At 33.9% G+C, this 18,875-nt stretch carries 14 protein-coding genes, 1 other RNA gene and 6 pseudogenes; 7 read left to right on the top strand and 14 right to left on the bottom strand.

The genetic code is table 11. The annotated features are described in order from the left end of the window. Positions 1 to 11: 11 nt before the first annotated feature. Positions 12 to 845 (top strand): annotated as a pseudogene (locus MJ631_RS03145) (MFS transporter); the annotation flags it as partial. A 7-nt stretch (positions 846 to 852) separates the two neighbouring features. Here MJ631_RS03145 and MJ631_RS03140 read toward each other — a convergent pair. After that, the gene (locus tag MJ631_RS03140; RefSeq protein WP_214303148.1) at positions 853 to 2,265 is read right to left on the bottom strand and encodes an IS4-like element ISWosp2 family transposase; all 1,413 of its coding nucleotides are present in this window, start codon (positions 2,263 to 2,265) and stop codon (positions 853 to 855) included. Between the two features lie 80 nt (positions 2,266 to 2,345). On the opposite strand from MJ631_RS03140, the pseudogene MJ631_RS03135 reads away from it, so the two are divergent. Next, positions 2,346 to 2,663: pseudogene (locus MJ631_RS03135) on the top strand (multidrug effflux MFS transporter); the annotation flags it as partial. 346 nt (positions 2,664 to 3,009) lie between these two features. On the opposite strand, the pseudogene MJ631_RS03130 reads toward MJ631_RS03135, so the two are convergent. Further along, positions 3,010 to 3,838: pseudogene (locus MJ631_RS03130) on the bottom strand (Mur ligase domain-containing protein); the annotation flags it as partial. Between the two features lie 26 nt (positions 3,839 to 3,864). Between MJ631_RS03130 and MJ631_RS03125 the strand changes: the two are divergent. Continuing rightward, complete coding sequence (locus MJ631_RS03125; RefSeq protein ID WP_012481726.1) at positions 3,865 to 4,533, top strand: septal ring lytic transglycosylase RlpA family protein; 669 nt, start codon at positions 3,865 to 3,867, stop codon at positions 4,531 to 4,533. 225 nt (positions 4,534 to 4,758) lie between these two features. On the opposite strand, the gene MJ631_RS03120 is transcribed toward MJ631_RS03125, so the two are convergent. Then, positions 4,759 to 5,394, bottom strand: coding sequence for a hypothetical protein (locus tag MJ631_RS03120; protein ID WP_019236334.1), 636 nt, complete (start codon positions 5,392 to 5,394; stop codon positions 4,759 to 4,761). Positions 5,395 to 5,555: 161 nt separating this feature from the next. Here MJ631_RS03120 and ubiH point away from each other — a divergent pair, with 161 nt between their 5' ends. Both ubiH and MJ631_RS03110 read left to right on the top strand, forming a co-directional pair. Continuing rightward, positions 5,556 to 6,713, top strand: a complete 1,158-nt coding sequence (ubiH, locus tag MJ631_RS03115; protein WP_007302833.1) for a 2-octaprenyl-6-methoxyphenyl hydroxylase — start codon at positions 5,556 to 5,558, stop codon at positions 6,711 to 6,713. A 250-nt stretch (positions 6,714 to 6,963) separates the two neighbouring features. Beyond that, a pseudogene (locus tag MJ631_RS03110) lies at positions 6,964 to 7,912 on the top strand (IS5 family transposase). 223 nt (positions 7,913 to 8,135) lie between these two features. Here the strand turns inward: MJ631_RS03110 and MJ631_RS03100 are convergent. From MJ631_RS03100 to MJ631_RS03060, 10 genes and pseudogenes are all read right to left on the bottom strand, one after another. Beyond that, entirely contained in the window at positions 8,136 to 8,564 is a 429-nt protein-coding gene (locus MJ631_RS03100) for a ClpXP protease specificity-enhancing factor SspB (protein ID WP_007302665.1), read from the bottom strand. A gap of 16 nt (positions 8,565 to 8,580) precedes the next feature. Then, positions 8,581 to 8,918, bottom strand: a transfer-messenger RNA (tmRNA) gene (gene ssrA / locus MJ631_RS08015). A gap of 448 nt (positions 8,919 to 9,366) precedes the next feature. Continuing rightward, positions 9,367 to 10,380 carry an Obg family GTPase CgtA gene (gene cgtA / locus MJ631_RS03095; protein ID WP_052264985.1) on the bottom strand — a complete coding sequence of 338 codons (1,014 nt, stop codon included), beginning with the start codon at positions 10,378 to 10,380 and terminating at the stop codon, positions 9,367 to 9,369. Further along, the gene (gene eno / locus MJ631_RS03090; RefSeq protein WP_007302663.1) at positions 10,368 to 11,642 is read right to left on the bottom strand and encodes a phosphopyruvate hydratase; all 1,275 of its coding nucleotides are present in this window, start codon (positions 11,640 to 11,642) and stop codon (positions 10,368 to 10,370) included. Before eno ends, cgtA begins: the two co-directional genes overlap by 13 nt. 66 nt (positions 11,643 to 11,708) lie before the next feature. After that, positions 11,709 to 11,842 (bottom strand): annotated as a pseudogene (locus MJ631_RS03085) (WPE palindromic element domain-containing protein); the annotation flags it as partial. Positions 11,843 to 11,962: 120 nt separating this feature from the next. Continuing rightward, positions 11,963 to 12,961, bottom strand: a complete 999-nt coding sequence (locus MJ631_RS03080) for a recombinase zinc beta ribbon domain-containing protein (protein WP_007302662.1) — start codon at positions 12,959 to 12,961, stop codon at positions 11,963 to 11,965. A gap of 9 nt (positions 12,962 to 12,970) precedes the next feature. After that, the gene (locus MJ631_RS03075; RefSeq protein WP_007302661.1) at positions 12,971 to 13,582 is read right to left on the bottom strand and encodes an SURF1 family protein; all 612 of its coding nucleotides are present in this window, start codon (positions 13,580 to 13,582) and stop codon (positions 12,971 to 12,973) included. Between the two features lies 1 nt (position 13,583). Continuing rightward, complete coding sequence (gene bfr / locus MJ631_RS03070) at positions 13,584 to 14,060, bottom strand: bacterioferritin (protein ID WP_007302660.1); 477 nt, start codon at positions 14,058 to 14,060, stop codon at positions 13,584 to 13,586. A 53-nt stretch (positions 14,061 to 14,113) separates the two neighbouring features. After that, on the bottom strand, positions 14,114 to 14,587 hold the full coding sequence (locus MJ631_RS03065; protein ID WP_007302659.1) for an RDD family protein: 474 nt from the start codon (positions 14,585 to 14,587) through the stop codon (positions 14,114 to 14,116). After that, positions 14,587 to 15,228, bottom strand: coding sequence for an HAD family hydrolase (locus MJ631_RS03060; protein ID WP_007302658.1), 642 nt, complete (start codon positions 15,226 to 15,228; stop codon positions 14,587 to 14,589). Before MJ631_RS03060 ends, MJ631_RS03065 begins: the two co-directional genes overlap by 1 nt. A 236-nt stretch (positions 15,229 to 15,464) precedes the next feature. On the opposite strand from MJ631_RS03060, the gene MJ631_RS03055 reads away from it, so the two are divergent. Next, positions 15,465 to 16,556, top strand: coding sequence for a hypothetical protein (locus MJ631_RS03055; RefSeq protein ID WP_230440370.1), 1,092 nt, complete (start codon positions 15,465 to 15,467; stop codon positions 16,554 to 16,556). A gap of 128 nt (positions 16,557 to 16,684) precedes the next feature. Here the strand turns inward: MJ631_RS03055 and MJ631_RS03045 are convergent. Then, positions 16,685 to 17,633 (bottom strand): annotated as a pseudogene (locus MJ631_RS03045) (IS5 family transposase). A 462-nt stretch (positions 17,634 to 18,095) separates the two neighbouring features. Here MJ631_RS03045 and MJ631_RS03040 point away from each other — a divergent pair. Beyond that, complete coding sequence (locus MJ631_RS03040; protein WP_019236381.1) at positions 18,096 to 18,857, top strand: hypothetical protein; 762 nt, start codon at positions 18,096 to 18,098, stop codon at positions 18,855 to 18,857. Positions 18,858 to 18,875: the final 18 nt, after the last annotated feature.

The following is an 18,875-nucleotide window of genomic DNA, read 5'->3' as shown; positions in this document are numbered from 1 at the left end:
AAAGATTTTAAGTGTTACTACCGTTTTTATTAATTCTATCTCTAATTGCTAAGTTCATTGAAATTGATATTTCTGTACCTAGTTTTCCTGATATAGTACTCTATTTTAACGTACCGGAAGGCACAATTCAATTAACTATTGCTTATAATTTTTTAGGCGTTTGCATAGGAGGGTTATTTTTTGGTCCATTGTCTGAATGCTATGGCAGAAGAAGGATGATGATCATAGGCAACACTTTGCTACTCATCGGTGCTGTTGGCTGTGTTTTTGCGCTGTCAGTTTCTTGGCTTTTAATCTCTCGCTTTATTCAAGGCATTGGTGTTAGCACATCTGTAGTTGTGTTTGCAATTATTGCAGACAGCTATAAAGGCAACGAAGCAGTAAAATTTATTGGAATCATGAATTCTATTATCACAGTTCTCATAGCAATTGCACCAGTATTAGGCAGTTTCATCAACAAAATTGTTGGGTGGCGTGGTAACTATGCAAGTGTTGCAATACTTTGTTTCATCTCTTGGGTTTTGCTGCTTTTTCTGTTACCAGAAACAAAAAAGGACCGTGATATTTTTAGTCTAAAAAAAATGATGAAAGACTATAAAAAATTATTATCAAGTTCAAAATTTATGGTGTTGTCTTTGGCACAGAGCCTTTTTTCTGCGGCTTATATGTCATTCATTACTTGTGGCCCTTTTTTGTATATGGAAACTTTTGGTTTATCCAGCACTATTTATGCGCTACATCAAGGTGCAATGGTTGGGTCTTTCTCACTAATTAGCCTGTTTTCCAGTAAGATCTTAAAGAAACTTGGAGCAATTTGGTGTGTAATTTCCGGTACAGGCGTAATTCTTACTATTACCCACAAATATAAAGTTCGTGAGCAAGTCGCCATCCTTCTGCTAGATCAAAGAGACGTCTCCATCCTTTCCAAATAGTAATGGGGCCTGGTTCTAGATCATTTTTTCTAGCCAAATGTCCTCCAAGTTGAGCAATCCATGAAACAGCTTCTTTTATAGTAGGAGTTGCATTTGAACATGGTTTTCTATGTATTTTTACATATAGAACTTTCCATTCTTCTTCGGCTAATAAGGTAGTACACGGTAATGTTGGATCAGTTCTTGCAATTGTTGTAATAAAGAAAATTCTCCAAGCAATAATACTCATTACTGTTAAATATCGCATCAACCTTTCTGCTGTTCCAAGCCTACATTCTTCAACTTTGAGACCAGATTTTAAAATTTTATGTAATATTTCTATTTTCCATCTAAGACAATACCACCTAACTTTTTCAACAGCTTCATCAAAGGTATTGACTGGAAGATTTGTTAAAAGCATCCACTCTAGCGGATTTGTTTCAGAAGGAAAGTCTTTTTCAACAACGTAAACTGCATAGTGTGGTAATTTAAGTAATTCTTCTGTCTTATGCCTAATACTATTCTTAGATGGATGCATAATAAACTTTCCGAATCTAACTTCCAAATGTGCTGTTCTTTTTGGCTTATTATCTTTTGCAGGAACTTCAACTTTTACCGTACCTGCACAATGAGAGGATTTAATAAATTCCCATAACTTCTGCTCACCTTTTTCAGGATATCGAGATTTTCTATTTACTGCCCTATCTTTGGAAGCTCTAACTAACACTGCCGAATTAAGATTATATGCAAGCTCAAAAAACTCATATATATCTGCTTCTCTATCGCATATAGTTATAGTCTCAGTTTGAGTTGAATCAATAATGTTGTTTGTGTTGCTTAAAGTTTCTAACCATTTTATACTCTCTTTATCTTCAATGCGGATACTGTCATTGTTCTTTTTTTTTATGTTTTCAGATTCTTCAGGTCTTGAATAAATTTTTTGATCTAGTATCCCTAGTACCAAACCTTCTATACTAACAGCTAGAGCTGTATGCATTATAATACCTTGACTATGTTTTCTTGTAATAACTCCCAATCCACTTGTTTTTTCATGGTCTGTGTATGAAATATAACTTGTATCTTGGATCACAAAAATTTTTTTATGGGCTTTTGTTCTTTCAACTGTTTTAGCAACGTGTGAAGCTAGAATATCGCCTTCTTTCACGTTCTCATTTTGAAAAAAACGATATGCTGCTTTTGCTTCTGACCAACTTCCACACGCCTGATTGATTGAGCTTTCAGGTAAACTTGTAAAACTATCAGCAATATTTACTAATCGGTCAGTTAACCTTTTATCTCCAAGTACAGCATCTCCAAATTCATTTTCAGCCCATTCATTATTCCTGTTTGCCATTTTTTACCCTCAATGTTTGCAAACTTTAATGTTGTAATACTTTATTTTTATGTCCATTTATATTTGTGGGTAATAGTAAGGGCGTAATTGCTATTGGATCCCTATCACTTTTAATATTCAGTATAATCATGCCCAGTGCTTACTACTTAGTAACGCTGTCTATGGTTATTTTTTGTATTGGCTGTGGAATTTGTCAAGCAGTCATTTTCAATGCATCATTAAATATTTTCCCTGAAATGAAAGGCACAACTTCTTCTGCAATTTCATTTATTAGAGCTTCTATCATGGCTATTTTTATCGGCTTAACAAGCTACGTTTACGATGGTCAAGCAACCAGTGTAGCTATTCTTGTTTTTTTTGCAGTAGTTCTAATTTACTGTCTATTCCAAATCACCTAATCTATATTAGTTAAAGAGTATTATCTTGCTCATGCGTCTAAAGTTTGAGAGCCAATTTTCAGCAATCCAATCAAATTCCAATTTTTTTCAAACAACTGTTTCTTGCTATTTTTGTACCTTAAAAAATTTAGCTTACTTTTACGCTAGCTTGTTCAAATAGCATTAGTACGATTTACTTTTTTTGAATGTAGAGATTTTCTAGGGATTGTCCTCTTAAATTCTATAGTATCTTGTTTAACATTGAAACGAGAATCCAGTTTCAAGCATTGAAGTGACGAATCAAGAGCTGCTTTTATTCCACCACTCTCAACTACTCGAGTAGTGGACAATGGAATACGATTACTTTCGTTTATACTAATCAGCACGTCAAATTCTATGCTATTATTGTGTTGTTTGATGTTGCTAGCTCTAATTTTACCATTTCCAAACCAAAACTTTATAGAATTACTCGCATCATGATTGATGTCTGCAGAATCAGGCAAAATAGCAAAATTCGCGTTGTTTACAAATCTAGAAAACGCATTTTTGATGTCGTTAAATGTACCGTAATGGTCTATATGGTCGTCATTAATACTTGTTACAACAGCAATATCTGCAGGAATTTTTAACATAGTTCCATCAGACTCATCAGCCTCAATTAAGAAAATGTCACTTTTGCCAAGTTTTGCATTACTCTGATAGGAATTTAATATTCCTCCAACAATTACAGTGGCGTCAGCACCAGAATGATCAAAAATGGAAGCAATCATAGCTGTCGTCGTCGTCTTGCCACTTGAACCTGAAACTGCTATCACATATTTACCTTTCATAATTTTAACCAGCATGTCTGACCTATGCAAAACGGTTTTATTGTTATTTCTTGCTGCAACTAGCTCCACATTATCAGGTTTTATTGCGGAAGAATGTACAACTATTTGAGCTTGTCTAATACTACTTGCATCGTGACCAATATAGACCTCTATACCTAATTTTTGTAACCTATCTATATTGTCGTTTGATCGCGTATCACTGCCTTGAACTTTATAACTGGAATTATGAAGAATTTCAGCAATTGCGCTCATTCCAATTCCACCTATACCGATTATATGTATTACTTCTTTTTTAGTGCTGTGCATATTTGGCAGTAGACGTTTACTTATTACTAAATTTATTATAGTATAATTTAAAATCCTCATGGTATCGAACCATTTCACTAAGTACAATGATAAAAAAACTAGCCTTTCTATGTCTAATATTCGTTTTGATGAGTAGTTGTAGTTTTAGCAATAGGTGTAATCACACCGCAGGTCATTATAAAATTGGCAATAGCTATACAATAAATGGTATCACCTACCACCCAAAATACTGTAGCTGTTATGAGGAAGTAGGAATAGCATCGTGGTATGGAATAGAAGATCATGGCACAATTACAGCTAACGGTGAAGTGTTTAATCGTCACTTGATTTCTGCAGCACATAAGACCTTGCCCCTACCCTGCTTTGTTCGTGTTACTAATTTAGAAAATGGAAGAAAGCTTGTTATAAGAGTTAATGATAGAGGGCCATTTGTTGAAGGTAGAATAATAGACTTGTCAGAAAAAGCAGCACAAGTTTTAGGACTTCATAAGTCTGGGCTTGCGAAGGTAAAAGTCGAGTACTTAAGAAAGAGGTCAGAACAATTGATACAAAATACTCCTCATTACAAAAGGCAATATGAAAAAGAAATGCAGAAACGTCACCCAAAACAAAACAATGCAGAAAGTAAGGGATATGTAGCATTTTTTGTAAACGCTCAGGTAGCTAAATCAGCTGCATCAAAGCTTCGTAATCAAGGAATAGAAAATGTTAGATTGCTTTTCAAGAATGATCAATATTGCGTAAAAGTAAGTTAAAACCTGCATTACAGATTGTGTAGCATGACAGAAACTATTTGACAAATGAGAATGTTCCAAAAGCATGTGCGTTAAATTGAGAAACTATCGTGAAATATAGCAATATTTAAGATTGGTATTTTATTTGTTACATTTCAGGTAGTGACAGCTACCTCAGATGTAGCTGTAAAAAATAATCTACCACTTAAGAAATTTCATTAAAAAAAATAGCATAATCTTATTTCTCTAAAAAATACTATCTTCAACTTGAATATGTTGAAAAATATTTTGCGTATTATCCAAAAAGTCATCCTTTATAGCAGCTAGCTCGGATTGTTTTTGAGATAGATTATCTTCTATTGTTCTATTAAAACAATCAAGATCATTGCACTTTAGTTGAGAGCGCATGTCTCTATTTTCATATAAACCTCGTATAACGTCATAATATGCTCGAGTTTCATCAGTTTCTGGTTGTTGCTTTTCTTTGAGTATTGCCTTTAATTTTGAATCTATGTCTAATTCTCTTTTTATAGCTTCAGTAGAATTTTTATGATATTTTTCATAATCTTCAAAACTTTTTAATATTTTACCTTTGATTTCATTTTGTAACATCTTTAGCAAATCTTTAGCATGAGGTTTTTCAATTTTTTCCTTCCACTCATCATACGTATATTCTTGTCGACTACCATATTTTTTATCTTGACACTCACTTCCTATGTTAAACAGCTCTTTGTTACAGATTTTATCACCCTTATAAAAGTAATCGCTTATATTAATTTTATCGCTAGTTAAAGTTTGTCTAATTGCTGCTTTATTTTCTGCAAGTTCTTCTCTGTACTTGCTAATGCAATTTAGTAATTCTTTTTTGCAATCTGTAGTCATAATCTAGCTCCTTTAATAAAATTAGACCTAATTTAGTGTAAAATAATTAATATTTTATTACTATTTTGGTTATAACTAAGATAGTAATGAGAAGTTCAGTGTCTACAAAGTTCGTTTAAACTATTTTCAAAATGGGTATAATATAATTTTAGGTTAATAAAATGAATTACGATGTAATCATTTCAGGTAGTGGGCTAATTGGTCTTATTACTGCTATTGGCCTGAGTAATGACTCTGTATCTGTAGCCGTAATTGAGAAAAATAGTTTACCACGTGCAGTTGATGATAATCGAGCATTTGCCATTTCTCAAGGATCAAAAAAAATACTAGAAAAATTAGGGATTTGGCGGCTCTTAGAAGGCGAAACTGAACCAATACTTGATATATGCATATTAGATGGAGATAGTCCATTTACTGTGCATTATGACCATAAAATGGTTGGTGAAGAGCCAATGGGCTATGTAATCAAGAGCGCTATTATATGGAATGCAATCAATAAAAATTTTTTGCATAAACTCAATATATATTCTCCACGTTCCTATAAAACAATCTCTTGTGACGAAGGATACATGGAAGTTACTCTTGATAATGATCAAAAATTGATATCATCACTATTTATCTGTGCTGAAGGTAAAAACTCTAGGTTGCCAGAGTTGTTTTCTATACCAATGATAAAATTTGATTATAAACAAAATAGCATGGTATTTAATGTAAAACATGAATTACATCACCAAAACTTAGCTGTAGAGCGGTTTTTTCCTGGTGGTCCATTTGCAATTTTGCCAATGAAAGGTGGCTATACTTCTTCAATAGTTTGGACAGAAAAATGCGAAATTTCAAAAATGCTGATGAGCTTATCCGAAGAGGAATTTGTCATAGAACTCAAAAAAAGATTTGGTTCTTATTTGGGAGAAATTGAATTAGAGGGTGAAAGAAGATTCTATCCTTTGAGTTTTTCTTTTGCAAGAAAGCTGCATAAAAGCAGAATTTTGCTGATTGGCGATGCAGCACATTCAATCCACCCGGTTGCAGGTCAAGGACTTAACCTTGGAATGAGAGATGTAGAGAGTGTTATTAGACAAATAACTGCTGCAAAATCCTCTGGCATTGATGTTGGCAGTAATTATCTATTGAAGAAAATTTCATATGACAGATACTTTGATAATTTTACTATGGCACTTGCAACTGATGGACTAAATAGAATATTTTCCAACAGAATACTTTGCGCTCAAGTTCTGAGAAATCTTGGTTTAATGGTAGTTGAAAATTCAGATTTTCTTAAAAAAAGCTTCGTTCGACATGCTATGGGGTTTATATAAATCATTAGATTTCTTTCATCATAATCAGGTATCATTAGAGTAGTTGACACTGGAGCTCAAATTCCATAATGTCATGCCAGTGCCCAGACACTGGCATCCAGAAAAATTTATAAGCAAACTTGAGTTATGCTAAATTTGATGAAACGAAAAACTGGATTCCAGTGGGCTTTGTTGCACCACTCAAGGAAAGAACAGGCAGTTACTGATGGAATTTGTTATAAAATAGATATTTAGCCGACAAAGGAAAAATATGCCAATAAGAATGAAAGTCAGTAACTGCAATGAATATAACAAATTTCTTCAAGAAAGGGGAAATGTTTTTCATTATATCAACGATGCCATTGAAAATTGGTACGAAAATAGTCCAAAAGTAGCAGGTGGCAACAATGTCTACAGCGACAAAGTAGTGATTCTAATTCACATAATAACCTATCTATTCAGGATTGGTCTTAGGCAAACAGTGGGATTTATAGAGAAATATCTTGAGCAAATAGGGAAAATTTTGCAAATTATCAGCTATTCGCAGGCTTCAAGAAGGTTTAAAAAGCTTAATATCAAAATCAACGACTGCAGAGTTGATAAGAACGATATGGAAGATATTGAAATTGCTATAGATAGTACAGGTATCAGCATCTACAATAATATTCCAGGCCATAGTAAGGCAAATGGTACAGATAGAAAGTATCGCCGCTATGAGCAAACAAGAAAGCTACATGTAATGCTAGAGATAGGTAGTAAAAAAGTTATAGCTGCAAAATACAGTAGTGGAGTTTATTCCGACCACTATGGAGCCTGTGATCTTATTGAAAGAGTGGATACCAAGTATAACATAAGCACGATATATGCAGATAGATCGAAAGAAGTTATACAAACTGTGCGATGAGCTTGACATAAAGACAAGGATTCCTCCGCAAAATAATGCAGTAGAGCATCCAAAGTTGGATTATATGAATGAGAGAAATTCTACAATCAAGCTCATAAAGTCATATGATGAAGATGGTATGAAGAGGTGGAAAAAAGAGATAAATTATTGGAAGAGATCTTATATAGAAAGTTTTTTCTCGCGACTGAAGCAAATATTTGGATTTAGTTTTAGGAATAAATCTGAGATTAATCGTGAGAAGGAACTGCTACTCAAGTGTTATTTGCTTAACAAATTTACTGAAATAGGCATGGCTAAGTTTGATATAGCTTCATGAATTTATTATACATTACCCACTATCCGAAGAGCTGTGCAACAAAGCCCACTGGGATCCAGATTGGCACTAAGTTGGTAAACATGAAAGCGCTTTATAACGTTTTTGATGTGAAAGCTAATGTCAGCTACTCAAATGATACCATTTGTTATAAACTCACTTTTACTCTATGGTCTTGTCGATATCCTGAACAGATACAATATTTTTTATTTATAAAATGAAGTAACTACTTATCGTAAAGTTGATCTATAGATATAATACTACCATTTGATGACTTTTCAGCACATTTCTCACTTTCATATTCTTTATCAGAATCAACGCTAAATACTAAAGTATCTCCTGAAATTTTATCATGAAACTCACTAATAGCAAAAAACGGTACAGTGACTTGTTCTTGTTTTCCACGAAAGCTCAAACTGACGCTAAACTTATCTTCAAGAACTTTTAGACCAAAAAATTGATGCTGTAATATAATAAGCATTTGAGTAGGGTATGATTCTTTCAAGTAGTCTGGCATGACAACACCATTAAAGCGCGTAAAAAATACTATTTCTAAGTGAGGAGTAAAAACATTATCTAATATAGTATTCAAAGCCTTTTTGATAACTTGAAATTTAGCATAACTAAGCGACTTCTGATAATCTGTTTTATCCATATAACCCTTACATGTTTGGGGGAACTTCTGTTACCCGGCGTTCCCTAAACCGTGCTTATAGCAATGAAGTTATAGTGCCTAAATTAAGCAGCTAATGCAACATTGTCTTCAGCAGCAAAGTTATCGTTTGCATCTAAATTGTGAACTCTTAGCGGTGGTATCTAACCGAGCAAAGCTACCATCTTTACTATGCATGTCGATCCTTACTCGCCCCCGTATCAATCAAAAAATATGGTGGAGGCGCCGAGTACTGCCCTCGGGTCCAATACACCTATTACAAGGTAATTTTATTGCCATAGTGTATAAAAAATACACATGCTTATTATACAGTAGTATTGAATAAATGTCAAGTTATTGAACTCCAAATTGATTGGCAACTAAAAAACTAATATAAAAATTACTTCGCCTATTTATCTAATCTTAGTATACTCACAGTAGAGGTATTTTTAGAGCTCAAAATCTATCTTCGTCTGCAGACTTTTCTATCAAATAATCAAACTAAGTAAAGAATGTAGCGTATCTTCTTCAGCGCACATGGGTGCACACATATGCTTAATCTCTGTCGTATGTACGTTACATTTTTTCTGTTCTTTATTAATAAATATGGGGGATTCTATGCCTAATTCTTAACAAAAAACTACTCAAATGCTTTTGTAGCTATTGAATTTCTGAGTTCAAGAAGGCAAGAGACAGTGTGAGAAATGGCACAAGCCGAAAAAAAGATAAGTTGTGGAACAAAAAATGCAGACAACTGTGGAAAATTACCCACTGGAATCCAGACTTTGATTGTCAAATAAAAAATTCACATCTTAAAAGGATCATATACATTAATTTCCTTAATTTTCACTTTTTCATTTAATAATCTTAAGATGGGCTGTAAATCATCGTCGATTGATAAGCACAGTACTTCTCTATCAAGATAATTGGCTAAATGATTCTTCTTCTCAAGAATTTCTGTTTCTTCCAATAAGTCACATTTATTTAACACTACAATTTCCTCTTTTTCAACAAGATCGCTATTGTAAAGCTTCAGTTCATTATGCGTACAATTATAAGCTGAAATAATTTCATCGTGAGTTACATCAATTAAATGCAGTAAAATTTTGCACCTTTCTATGTGCTTTAAAAATTTGTGTCCGAGCCCAACTCCAAGATGAGCATCAGCGATTATTCCAGGAATATCTGCTATTACAATTTCGCTATAATCCACTTTTGCTACACCTAAATGTGGTCTTATAGTAGTAAATTCATAATCGCCTACTTTCGTATCAGAATTCGAGCAGCGGGTTAAAAATTTAGATTTACCTACATTTGGCATACCAATAATGCCAACATCAGATAAAACTTTTAGCTTCAATACTATGTTTCTTTCCTCACCAGGCTGACCATGAGTAAAATGCCTTGGTGCCCTATTGGTGGAAGATTTAAAGTTAGTATTTCCAAGTCCACCTTTTCCACCTTGTACTACTTGAAATTCCATGTCGGGTTTATCAAGATCTACTATCACTTCCTCACTTTCTTCATCGATTATTTGTGTACCAACTGGAACTTTAAGTATAATATCTTTTCCTGCCGTGCCAGATCTATCTCTACTCGTACCACTTTTTCCACTACTTGCTTTAATATGTCTTCGACAACGAAAATTAAGCAAAGTGTTGAGATTTGCATCACTGATGAAAATTATGTCTCCTCCCTTGCCCCCATTACCACCGTTTGGGCCACCAAATTCAACGAATTTTTCTCGACGAAAACTTGCGCAGCCATCGCCACCATCACCTGCTTTTAAATATAATTTAACTTCGTCTATGAAGTCCATGCTAACCCACAATAATATTTAGCATTTTCTCCTAATGAACTTTCTATTCTCATTAATTCATTATACTTTGCAAGCCTATCAGAACGCGACAGCGAGCCAGTCTTGATTTGTCCACAATTCGATGCAACCGCTATGTGGGATATCGTTGTATCTTCTGTTTCACCTGAGCGATGCGAAATAATAGCCCTGTAGCCATTTAATTTTGCCATTTCAATAGCAGCAAAAGTTTCCGTAAGTGTTCCTATCTGATTTGGCTTGATTAGTACAGCATTTGCCATTTTCTCCTCTATTCCTTTACTTATTAGTTTACAATTTGTAACAAATAAATCATCTCCAACCAATTGAACTTTATTCCCAAGTTTTACAGTAAGTAATTTCCAACCTTCATAGTCGTCTTCATTCATTGCATCTTCTATAGAAATTATTGGATATTTGCCTACAAGGTCAAAATAATACTGAACCAATTCCTCTGAAGTGAGTTCTCTGTTTTCAAATTTATAAACTCCATCTTCATAAAAAGTAGATGCAGCAACATCAAGACCCAGTGCAAAGTGATTTTTCATCGAATAACCGGCAGATTCAACAGCCTGAATTATCAAATTAAGAGCTTCTTCAGTGCTTCCAATGTTTGGTGCAAAACCACCTTCATCTCCTACGTTTGTACTATAACCTTTTTTCTTAAGAATGCTGCGCAAGTTATGAAATACCTCTGCAGATATTCTTATTGCTTCACTGAAAGTTTCAGCACCAACCGGAAGAATCATAAATTCTTGAAAATCGAGTTTATTATCCGCATGTACTCCACCATTAATGACGTTAATTAGCGGAACTGGCATCTGCTTCTCCCCTACGCCCAAATATTTATATAACGGTGTTTTGAAACTGTTTGCTGCTGCTTTTGCAACAGCAAGAGACACACCCAAAGTTGCATTTGCTCCAAGTTTAGATTTATTTTTTGTTCCATCTAGTTCAATTAAAACTTTATCAATTGCACTCTGGTTTGCTGCATCCATGCCAATGATTTTATTTGCTATCACTCCACTCACAGATTGAACAGCTTTCAGCACTCCTTTACCACAATACCTTTTTTCATCTTGATCTCTCAGCTCCAATGCTTCTAGTTTACCGGTCGAAGCCCCAGAAGGGACAGCGGCTCTACCTGTTGCTCCATCACATAGTTCTATTTCTACCTCAATTGTTGGGTAACCCCTGCTATCTAAAATTTCTCTTGCAAATACACTGCTGATCGTCTTTTTCATCATGCTAAACCTCCACTAGATTCACAATTGTGTTCACGTTCGGGAAATGTCACCCCAGCGCTGTAACATTTCAGTGTACGAACATTGCAATATACAGGTAATTTGAGTAGCGGATGGTCAGTGCTTGACACTGGAATCCAGTTTTTATTATACAGCCACTTATTTAAAGTTAAGTCTTCTGGATCCCAGTGTCTGGGCACTGGGATGACACCATTCTTAATGGAAGCTATCCCCATATCGCAATGTCTGTACAGTTGTTTGCCTAGACACTGGGATCCAGTTTTACTACACAATTTTATCATATAAATCACCAATGCTTAAGTTTATTTTACTAGCAGCAGCTTTGCAGTTTCTTTCGCTAGTTTAGCTATATTACTACCAGCACCAATAAATAATACTACATCTCCTGAACTTGTCGAATTACTAATAAAATGTGAAATGAGTAAAGCATCATTCATAATCTTCACATCATTAAACCCATTACTGATCAAGGCTTTTTGTATATCATCAATTCCACAGCCAGGAATAGGCTTATCTTCTGGAGGATGGACAGGAGTGAGAATTACATAATCAAACATCATGAAAATTCGTACGAACTCATCAAAAAAATTACGAACACGAGCAAAACGAAGCGGCTCGATAATTCCTGTTACCTTTCCTTTAGTGGTCAAACGTGCTGCTGACAGGGTTGCCTGTATTTCATTTGGGTGGTGAGCATAATCCTCAATTAACTTAACACCTTTAATATCGGCAATTAATGAAAATCTCCTTGCTACTCCTTTAAATTCCAAAAGACCTTTTTTAATCTCTTCATCACTAATTCCAAGTTTCACTGCAACTGATATTGCAGCCAGGGCGTTGCTAATTTTATGCATTCCTATTGCATTTGATAGCACTACATTCTTTATAATTCTGGTACAAGGTTGAATATCTTCTTTTTGTCTTTCGAGAGCGAGTTCTTTTAATCGAAACACCATATGTACATTATCATCATCAATTTCAATACGCTGAACTAACTTTCTAATTATATTAAATTTAGTCTCCCAATCTACCTCTGATAAATCACACTTTTCCTTCGTTATATGCCCTCTTAACATCTTCACTTCTTCCCATACTACCTCTTCTAGTATATCCGCGCGTATTGATTTGCTGTTACATTCACCAAAACGTTTTCCAGGACAACGATAGTAACTTCTTCCTCCCTTAGCATTACTCATTCCATAATAAACGGATTTGCAACACTGACATATCACTAACCCTTGTAATAAGTATTTTCTTCCACTTTGTTGCATTTTTTCTATTTGTAGCTTTTCTTTTTCCAAACTGTATCTCTACGACTTATATATATTTTGCCTATAGTAAAATACGCATATAATGAGCCAAATCAAGGAAAGTGCAAACCAAGTAATTGCGTATTCAAGATGCTTTATTGGCTGTATAGTCAATTTGCCACCAAAATTATCTTGCCACAATATACATTTCTCTAGCTTAATACCTAGTTCATTGGAGATCTCTTTTGTACTTAGGGTAAACCATGTATTTGAAGCAATATCATTTTTGATAAACCAATTTTTGCTACCATCACAATACAAAACGCCATCAGCAGCTACTTTTTCAATTTTTGCTTTTTCTTCTTTTTTTTCTCTGACTATTCCTTTATTTATTAACATGTAATGTCCATTGATAAGCAACATAGGAGACAGCACATGATAGCCACGTTGACCTGCGAAAACATATAGTTCTATATCACTTAAAATTCCGTCGATTTTAACGTTTCTGTAGTTAAACTTTGAAAGATTATCACTAGGCAGTAGATGAATAACTGGAAGATCCATATTTTTGATAATATTATTCTTCCAGCTCAATCTAAATAACTGCCATAACCCGAGTGAAAAAAGAAGTAAAAAAGGTATAATGAAAATAAATGTTGTTTTTCTTAACACTCTATATTTGTGTTCTCAAGTAATTTTCAATACCCATAAGCTCAATAAGGTCAATCTGTTCTTTGATCCAATGTAAGTGCTCTTCCTCATTTTTCAGTAGTCCTTCTAATAACATTACACTCACGAAATCCTTTTCTTTTTCAGCAACGGAAATTGCCTCTTTGATGCCCTTAATACCTTCTTCTTCTAAGTTAGAATTATCTTCTAAGATTTTCTGCATTGTATCTTTTGTGAACTTTCCTTCATACTTTGAGATTTTATTTGTATCTTGAAAATTTGGCATGCCCTTAAGCAGTAAAATTCTTTCTGCTAGCCTATTTGCATGCTCAAGTTCTTCATTAAGCTCGTTTTTCATCTTTTCTGCAAGTTTATTAATTCCGCTATCTTTAAGAATCGCAAAATGCAAAAGATACTGGCGTACAGAAGTCAGCTCATTTGTAAGTAATTTATTTAAATGTTCTACTATTTCTTTATTCATAACCTTTCTTTAGCTAATATACCAATGTAATCTACATAACAATCAAGGTCACATCAATTTATTTTTCTCACAACAATCGTATCAAATAGCACATCATGAAATGCCTGTTTCCTCTGAGAGAAGCAAGCAACTAAATACCAACTGAAGGTAAGCATCACTATAATCACTTCTAGTGTACTTAAAGCATTTACTGATGTTTGAAAAAGTTTGATAAAGGTGATAATTGAATTATTTAGCATAGGAAGAAAAAACTGAGAGATAGTGCGATCAAATGCTAAGCTCAAACCTATTTTAGAACTATCTAAAGTGATAGTATATATATTCATTAACTGTTGACCAGGAGTTGCTTGAGCTGTTGAAGATATAAAATATGTAAAGTAGCCACAATTTATACACATGTATGACAGGTGTAAAATTAATGGAAAATCCCCTAATGACAACACAATTAGTAAGGTTGGAATTAATAAAATTGCTACATCTATTAAATATGCGCAAAAGCGCCTGTGTACACTAGCGATCTCTGTCATTACCACCTATCTTTCAAATACTTTACTATGAATTCTGTAAGTTTATTAAAATGTTGAAAATATAACAAATCTTCATAACCTCTTATTGATTGTCCGTATACAATAGGTAAGCAATTTGCATTTTGTGCACATAGAATGTCTGTGATGCTGTCACCAACAAAAAACACATTTTCTCTATTTACAGGTAGCGTACTCTCCTCTAGTGCAAATAGCAGTGGAGTTGCAGATGGTTTATCTTCTGCAGTATCACATGATCCAACTATTCTTTCAAAGTAAGAATCTAGTTTAAAGTAGGCAACTTCTTGACGTAAATTAGTATTTTTCTTATTGCTAACTATCGCTAGGTAAATATTGTGGCTTTTCAGCGTCTGGAGCATTCCCTCTACTCCCTCGTTCAGAGTAATATTTTGTAACAGTGCACTATCTAGGTATTTTTGATATATCTGGTTCGCTTTTTTCCACTGATCACCAAACAAATTGACCATGTAGCTCTTTCTTGATTCATGAGAATTTCTATCAACAACTTTACTGCCAGATCCCATCAAATCTAAAGTATGCTTAATAGCATTAGAAATATTATCTTGAGTGTCAACTAAGGTATTATCCCAATCGAATACTACTGCTAACGGGCTATTTTTCATTTTTATATTGTGACGTATTTTAAGTTAATAAGTAAATGATATTTTGATGAAAAAAGCATAAATGAGGTGCTCCTTGTGTCTTAACCATTTTTACATAATTAACTAATATACTGATTTTAGTATAAGCTTTTATTTAGTTGGGTATGACACAGCTTAAAGATACACAAGATATTGAGAAGAAATTCAAGGATGTCTTTGCTGGTGCTTTTCCAGAAGGTACGTCGCTGGAAGATAAAGTGAAGATTATCAATGATTTCCGCCAGGAACTTAAAGCTTACAAAAGGCAAGTAACCAAAGAAAATCCCGGGAAAAGGTTAAAAGATATTTCTGCAGCAGATAATTCTTCACTGGGAGATAAAATCAAGACTATTGCAAAATTAAATCGTAGTCTTAGAGATCGAATGAACCGTGCAGCTAAAAAAGTAGCTAAAGATTTTGAAAAGATCGTCGAATTGAATCGGGAACTTAAAGATGTTTTTCCAGAAAATTCTTCATTGGAAGATAAAGTAAAAATTATTGTTGAATTGCACCGGGAGCTTAAAGCTCAAAAAGGGCGTAAAGATGAAGTGAAGATTATTAAAAAATTGATTCATAATCTTGAAGGTCGAATGGATCGTGCAGCCAAAAAAATAGCTGAAGATTTTAAAAAGATTGCTGGATTTAAACAAAAATTCGAAGGAAAAGACGTTTTTACAAGTAAAAAAGTTGCAGAGTTTGAAAGTAATAAAAAATCTCAAACTACATTAGAAGGCAAAATTTCTGATCAAAATAAACAAGAAAAGATTTCTGTTCAAACAGACAAAATTCGTGACTCAGTTAGCGAAATAAATACTTCTGGAAGATCTGTTTCAGAAGATAGAAACTTTCAACAAGAAAAGATTTCTGTTCAAACAGATACAGTAACTAAGTTACAACCTTCAGTAAGCAAAGATCCTATAAAAGATAAACCGAGCGATAAAAAGCCTAAAATTTCGTTAAAACAAGTCTCAGTGGATAGGAATGCTACAGAAAAAAAATCTAATAATAAAAAATCTCAGTTGAGTGAAAAGAAAAATATAGCTCAACCGAAAGAAAATCAAAAAGAAGAAGGCTTTTTGGTACGTTTTCTGAAGAAAATATTCAAAAAACTTTTTGGTGAAGATAAAAAGAGTGTAGAGGATATAAAAGGAACTACTCAAAAAAGCACTTCAAATGATGAAGGGCAACAACAAAATAAGCTCCTTTCAAATCAAGACCAAAGCGCAAGTGAAGGTTTAAAGCAAATTGATAATCCATTGGTAACTCCTGTCACGAAAGTAGAACAAACAAAGACAGACCATGAAAGATAATTCGCCTTAGATTTCTTGCATAGTCTGGGGTCTAATTTGTCATCCTATGGCTTGACCATAGCTAAAAATCTGGATCCCAGTGGGCTTTGTTGCACAGCTCTTCGGATAGTGGGTAATGTATAATAAATTCATGAAGCTATATCAAACTTAGCCATGCCTATTTCAGTAAATTTGTTAAGCAAATAACACTTGAGTAGCAGTTCCTTCTCACGATTAATCTCAGATTTATTCCTAAAACTAAATCCAAATATTTGCTTCAGTCGCGAGAAAAAACTTTCTATATAAGATCTCTTCCAATAATTTATCTCTTTTTTCCACCTCTTCATACCATCTTCATCATATGACTTTATGAGCTTGATTGTAGAATTTCTCTCATTCATATAATCCAACTTTGGATGCTCTACTGCATTATTTTGCGGAGGAATCCTTGTCTTTATGTCAAGCTCATCGCACAGTTTGTATAACTTCTTTCGATCTATCTGCATATATCGTGCTTATGTTATACTTGGTATCCACTCTTTCAATAAGATCACAGGCTCCATAGTGGTCGGAATAAACTCCACTACTGTATTTTGCAGCTATAACTTTTTTACTACCTATCTCTAGCATTACATGTAGCTTTCTTGTTTGCTCATAGCGGCGATACTTTCTATCTGTACCATTTGCCTTACTATGGCCTGGAATATTATTGTAGATGCTGATACCTGTACTATCTATAGCAATTTCAATATCTTCCATATCGTTCTTATCAACTCTGCAGTCGTTGATTTTGATATTAAGCTTTTTAAACCTTCTTGAAGCCTGCGAATAGCTGATAATTTGCAAAATTTTCCCTATTTGCTCAAGATATTTCTCTATAAATCCCACTGTTTGCCTAAGACCAATCCTGAATAGATAGGTTATTATGTGAATTAGAATCACTACTTTGTCGCTGTAGACATTGTTGCCACCTGCTACTTTTGGACTATTTTCGTACCAATTTTCAATGGCATCGTTGATATAATGAAAAACATTTCCCCTTTCTTGAAGAAATTTGTTATATTCATTGCAGTTACTGACTTTCATTCTTATTGACATATTTTTCCTTTGTCGGCTAAATATCTATTTTATAACAAATTCCATCAGTAACTGCCTGTTCTTTCCTTGAGTGGTGCAACAAAGCCATTCCAGCTTCACGCGCTAACTTAAATTATTTATAAAATTTGTTCCGGTAAACCTAATTTGGGTTAGCTATAGAAAGCAAAACAGACACAAATCAGGAAAAAAATTAATAGAATTCCTGTTTTTATAATAAAAATAATTAATTTTTAAAAATTTTATATTGATTTTATCATTAAATCTCATATAATATTAATATATTAACTTTGATGGTGGTAAAGAAATGCATGGTAGTATAAGCAACGAAGTGGTGAAAAATTTAAACAAGTTAATTAACTCTCACCAAACAAATAAACTTAGAAAGGCATTTAATAACCTTAGCACTAACCATAAAATGAATATATAGAGCATGTTAAAGCAAAGCCTCAAGGCTCTAAAGCTATGTCCGGCATACTAAATGCACTAGACAAGGAAGAAGCACCTTCTATCTTTAATCAGTTACCTCAAGAGTTTGCTTTCAATACACTCGATTGTATTAATCCCACATCGACTTTATTTAAAATTCTATTTAATCAACTGAATCCCCAACAAAAAGAAGATTATAAAGTAAATTTAGAGACAAAATCAACTGTCAAAGCTAAGCTTGTCCTAAAGAATTTTTACTTAAGCAATAAAGAGAGTTCAAGCAACTTAAGTACTGAAAACTCCAATGAACCGTTAGTACAAAACAGAGATGATTTGCCAGCAGCACATTTCTCTCTTATATCTCCTGCGTTCGAGGAAACAGTTGTTGAACATACATTTGATACTAGACTAGAACTTTCTTCTGACAAAGAGAATCAATCATGTAGCCAAACAGTAATTCCATTTCTGGGTTTTGCTGAATTCGATAATCAATTCTGCAATACTGTAACAGAAAATTCGACAGTTAGTAGTAGTTTAACGTCGAATGAGCATATATCAGATAGCCTAGAAGGTGAGCAATTATCCCCAGAGTATTATAACTATTTGATAAATGGAGTAACTAGTCTGCAATCCTCAAATGTGAATCCATTGCCAGAGTTCAGTTTCTCTCTAAGCTCTGTTACGCTAGATGAGATGGTTAAGAGATATGGCTTTAATCACAATGACCACGCTCTAAGTGATTTAGAAGAGGTATATGTAGAGCAACCAGCAAAGTTCCATACATATTACCACAATTAACTAGGGACAAAAAAAGGT

The organism is Wolbachia endosymbiont of Oryzaephilus surinamensis (assembly GCF_025617515.1).
In the GTDB taxonomy this organism is placed as follows: domain Bacteria; phylum Pseudomonadota; class Alphaproteobacteria; order Rickettsiales; family Anaplasmataceae; genus Wolbachia.
Note: the sequence above shows the minus strand (reverse complement) of the source record. Positions and strands in the feature narration are given on the sequence as shown.

Bases quoted from the DNA above. Each gene is read 5' to 3' on its own strand.
- MJ631_RS03140 (WP_214303148.1), bottom strand. From the start codon at position 2,265: ATGGCAAACAGGAATAATGAATGGGCTGAAAATGAATTTGGAGATGCT.
- MJ631_RS03125 (WP_012481726.1), top strand. From the start codon at position 3,865: ATGATAAAAAAACTAGCCTTTCTATGTCTAATATTCGTTTTGATGAGT.
- MJ631_RS03120 (WP_019236334.1), bottom strand. From the start codon at position 5,394: ATGACTACAGATTGCAAAAAAGAATTACTAAATTGCATTAGCAAGTAC.
- ubiH (WP_007302833.1), top strand. From the start codon at position 5,556: ATGAATTACGATGTAATCATTTCAGGTAGTGGGCTAATTGGTCTTATT.
- MJ631_RS03100 (WP_007302665.1), bottom strand. From the start codon at position 8,564: ATGGATAAAACAGATTATCAGAAGTCGCTTAGTTATGCTAAATTTCAA.
- cgtA (WP_052264985.1), bottom strand. From the start codon at position 10,380: ATGGACTTCATAGACGAAGTTAAATTATATTTAAAAGCAGGTGATGGT.
- eno (WP_007302663.1), bottom strand. From the start codon at position 11,642: ATGATGAAAAAGACGATCAGCAGTGTATTTGCAAGAGAAATTTTAGAT.
- bfr (WP_007302660.1), bottom strand. From the start codon at position 14,060: ATGAATAAAGAAATAGTAGAACATTTAAATAAATTACTTACAAATGAG.
- MJ631_RS03065 (WP_007302659.1), bottom strand. From the start codon at position 14,587: ATGACAGAGATCGCTAGTGTACACAGGCGCTTTTGCGCATATTTAATA.
- MJ631_RS03060 (WP_007302658.1), bottom strand. From the start codon at position 15,228: ATGAAAAATAGCCCGTTAGCAGTAGTATTCGATTGGGATAATACCTTA.
- MJ631_RS03040 (WP_019236381.1), top strand. From the start codon at position 18,096: ATGTCCGGCATACTAAATGCACTAGACAAGGAAGAAGCACCTTCTATC.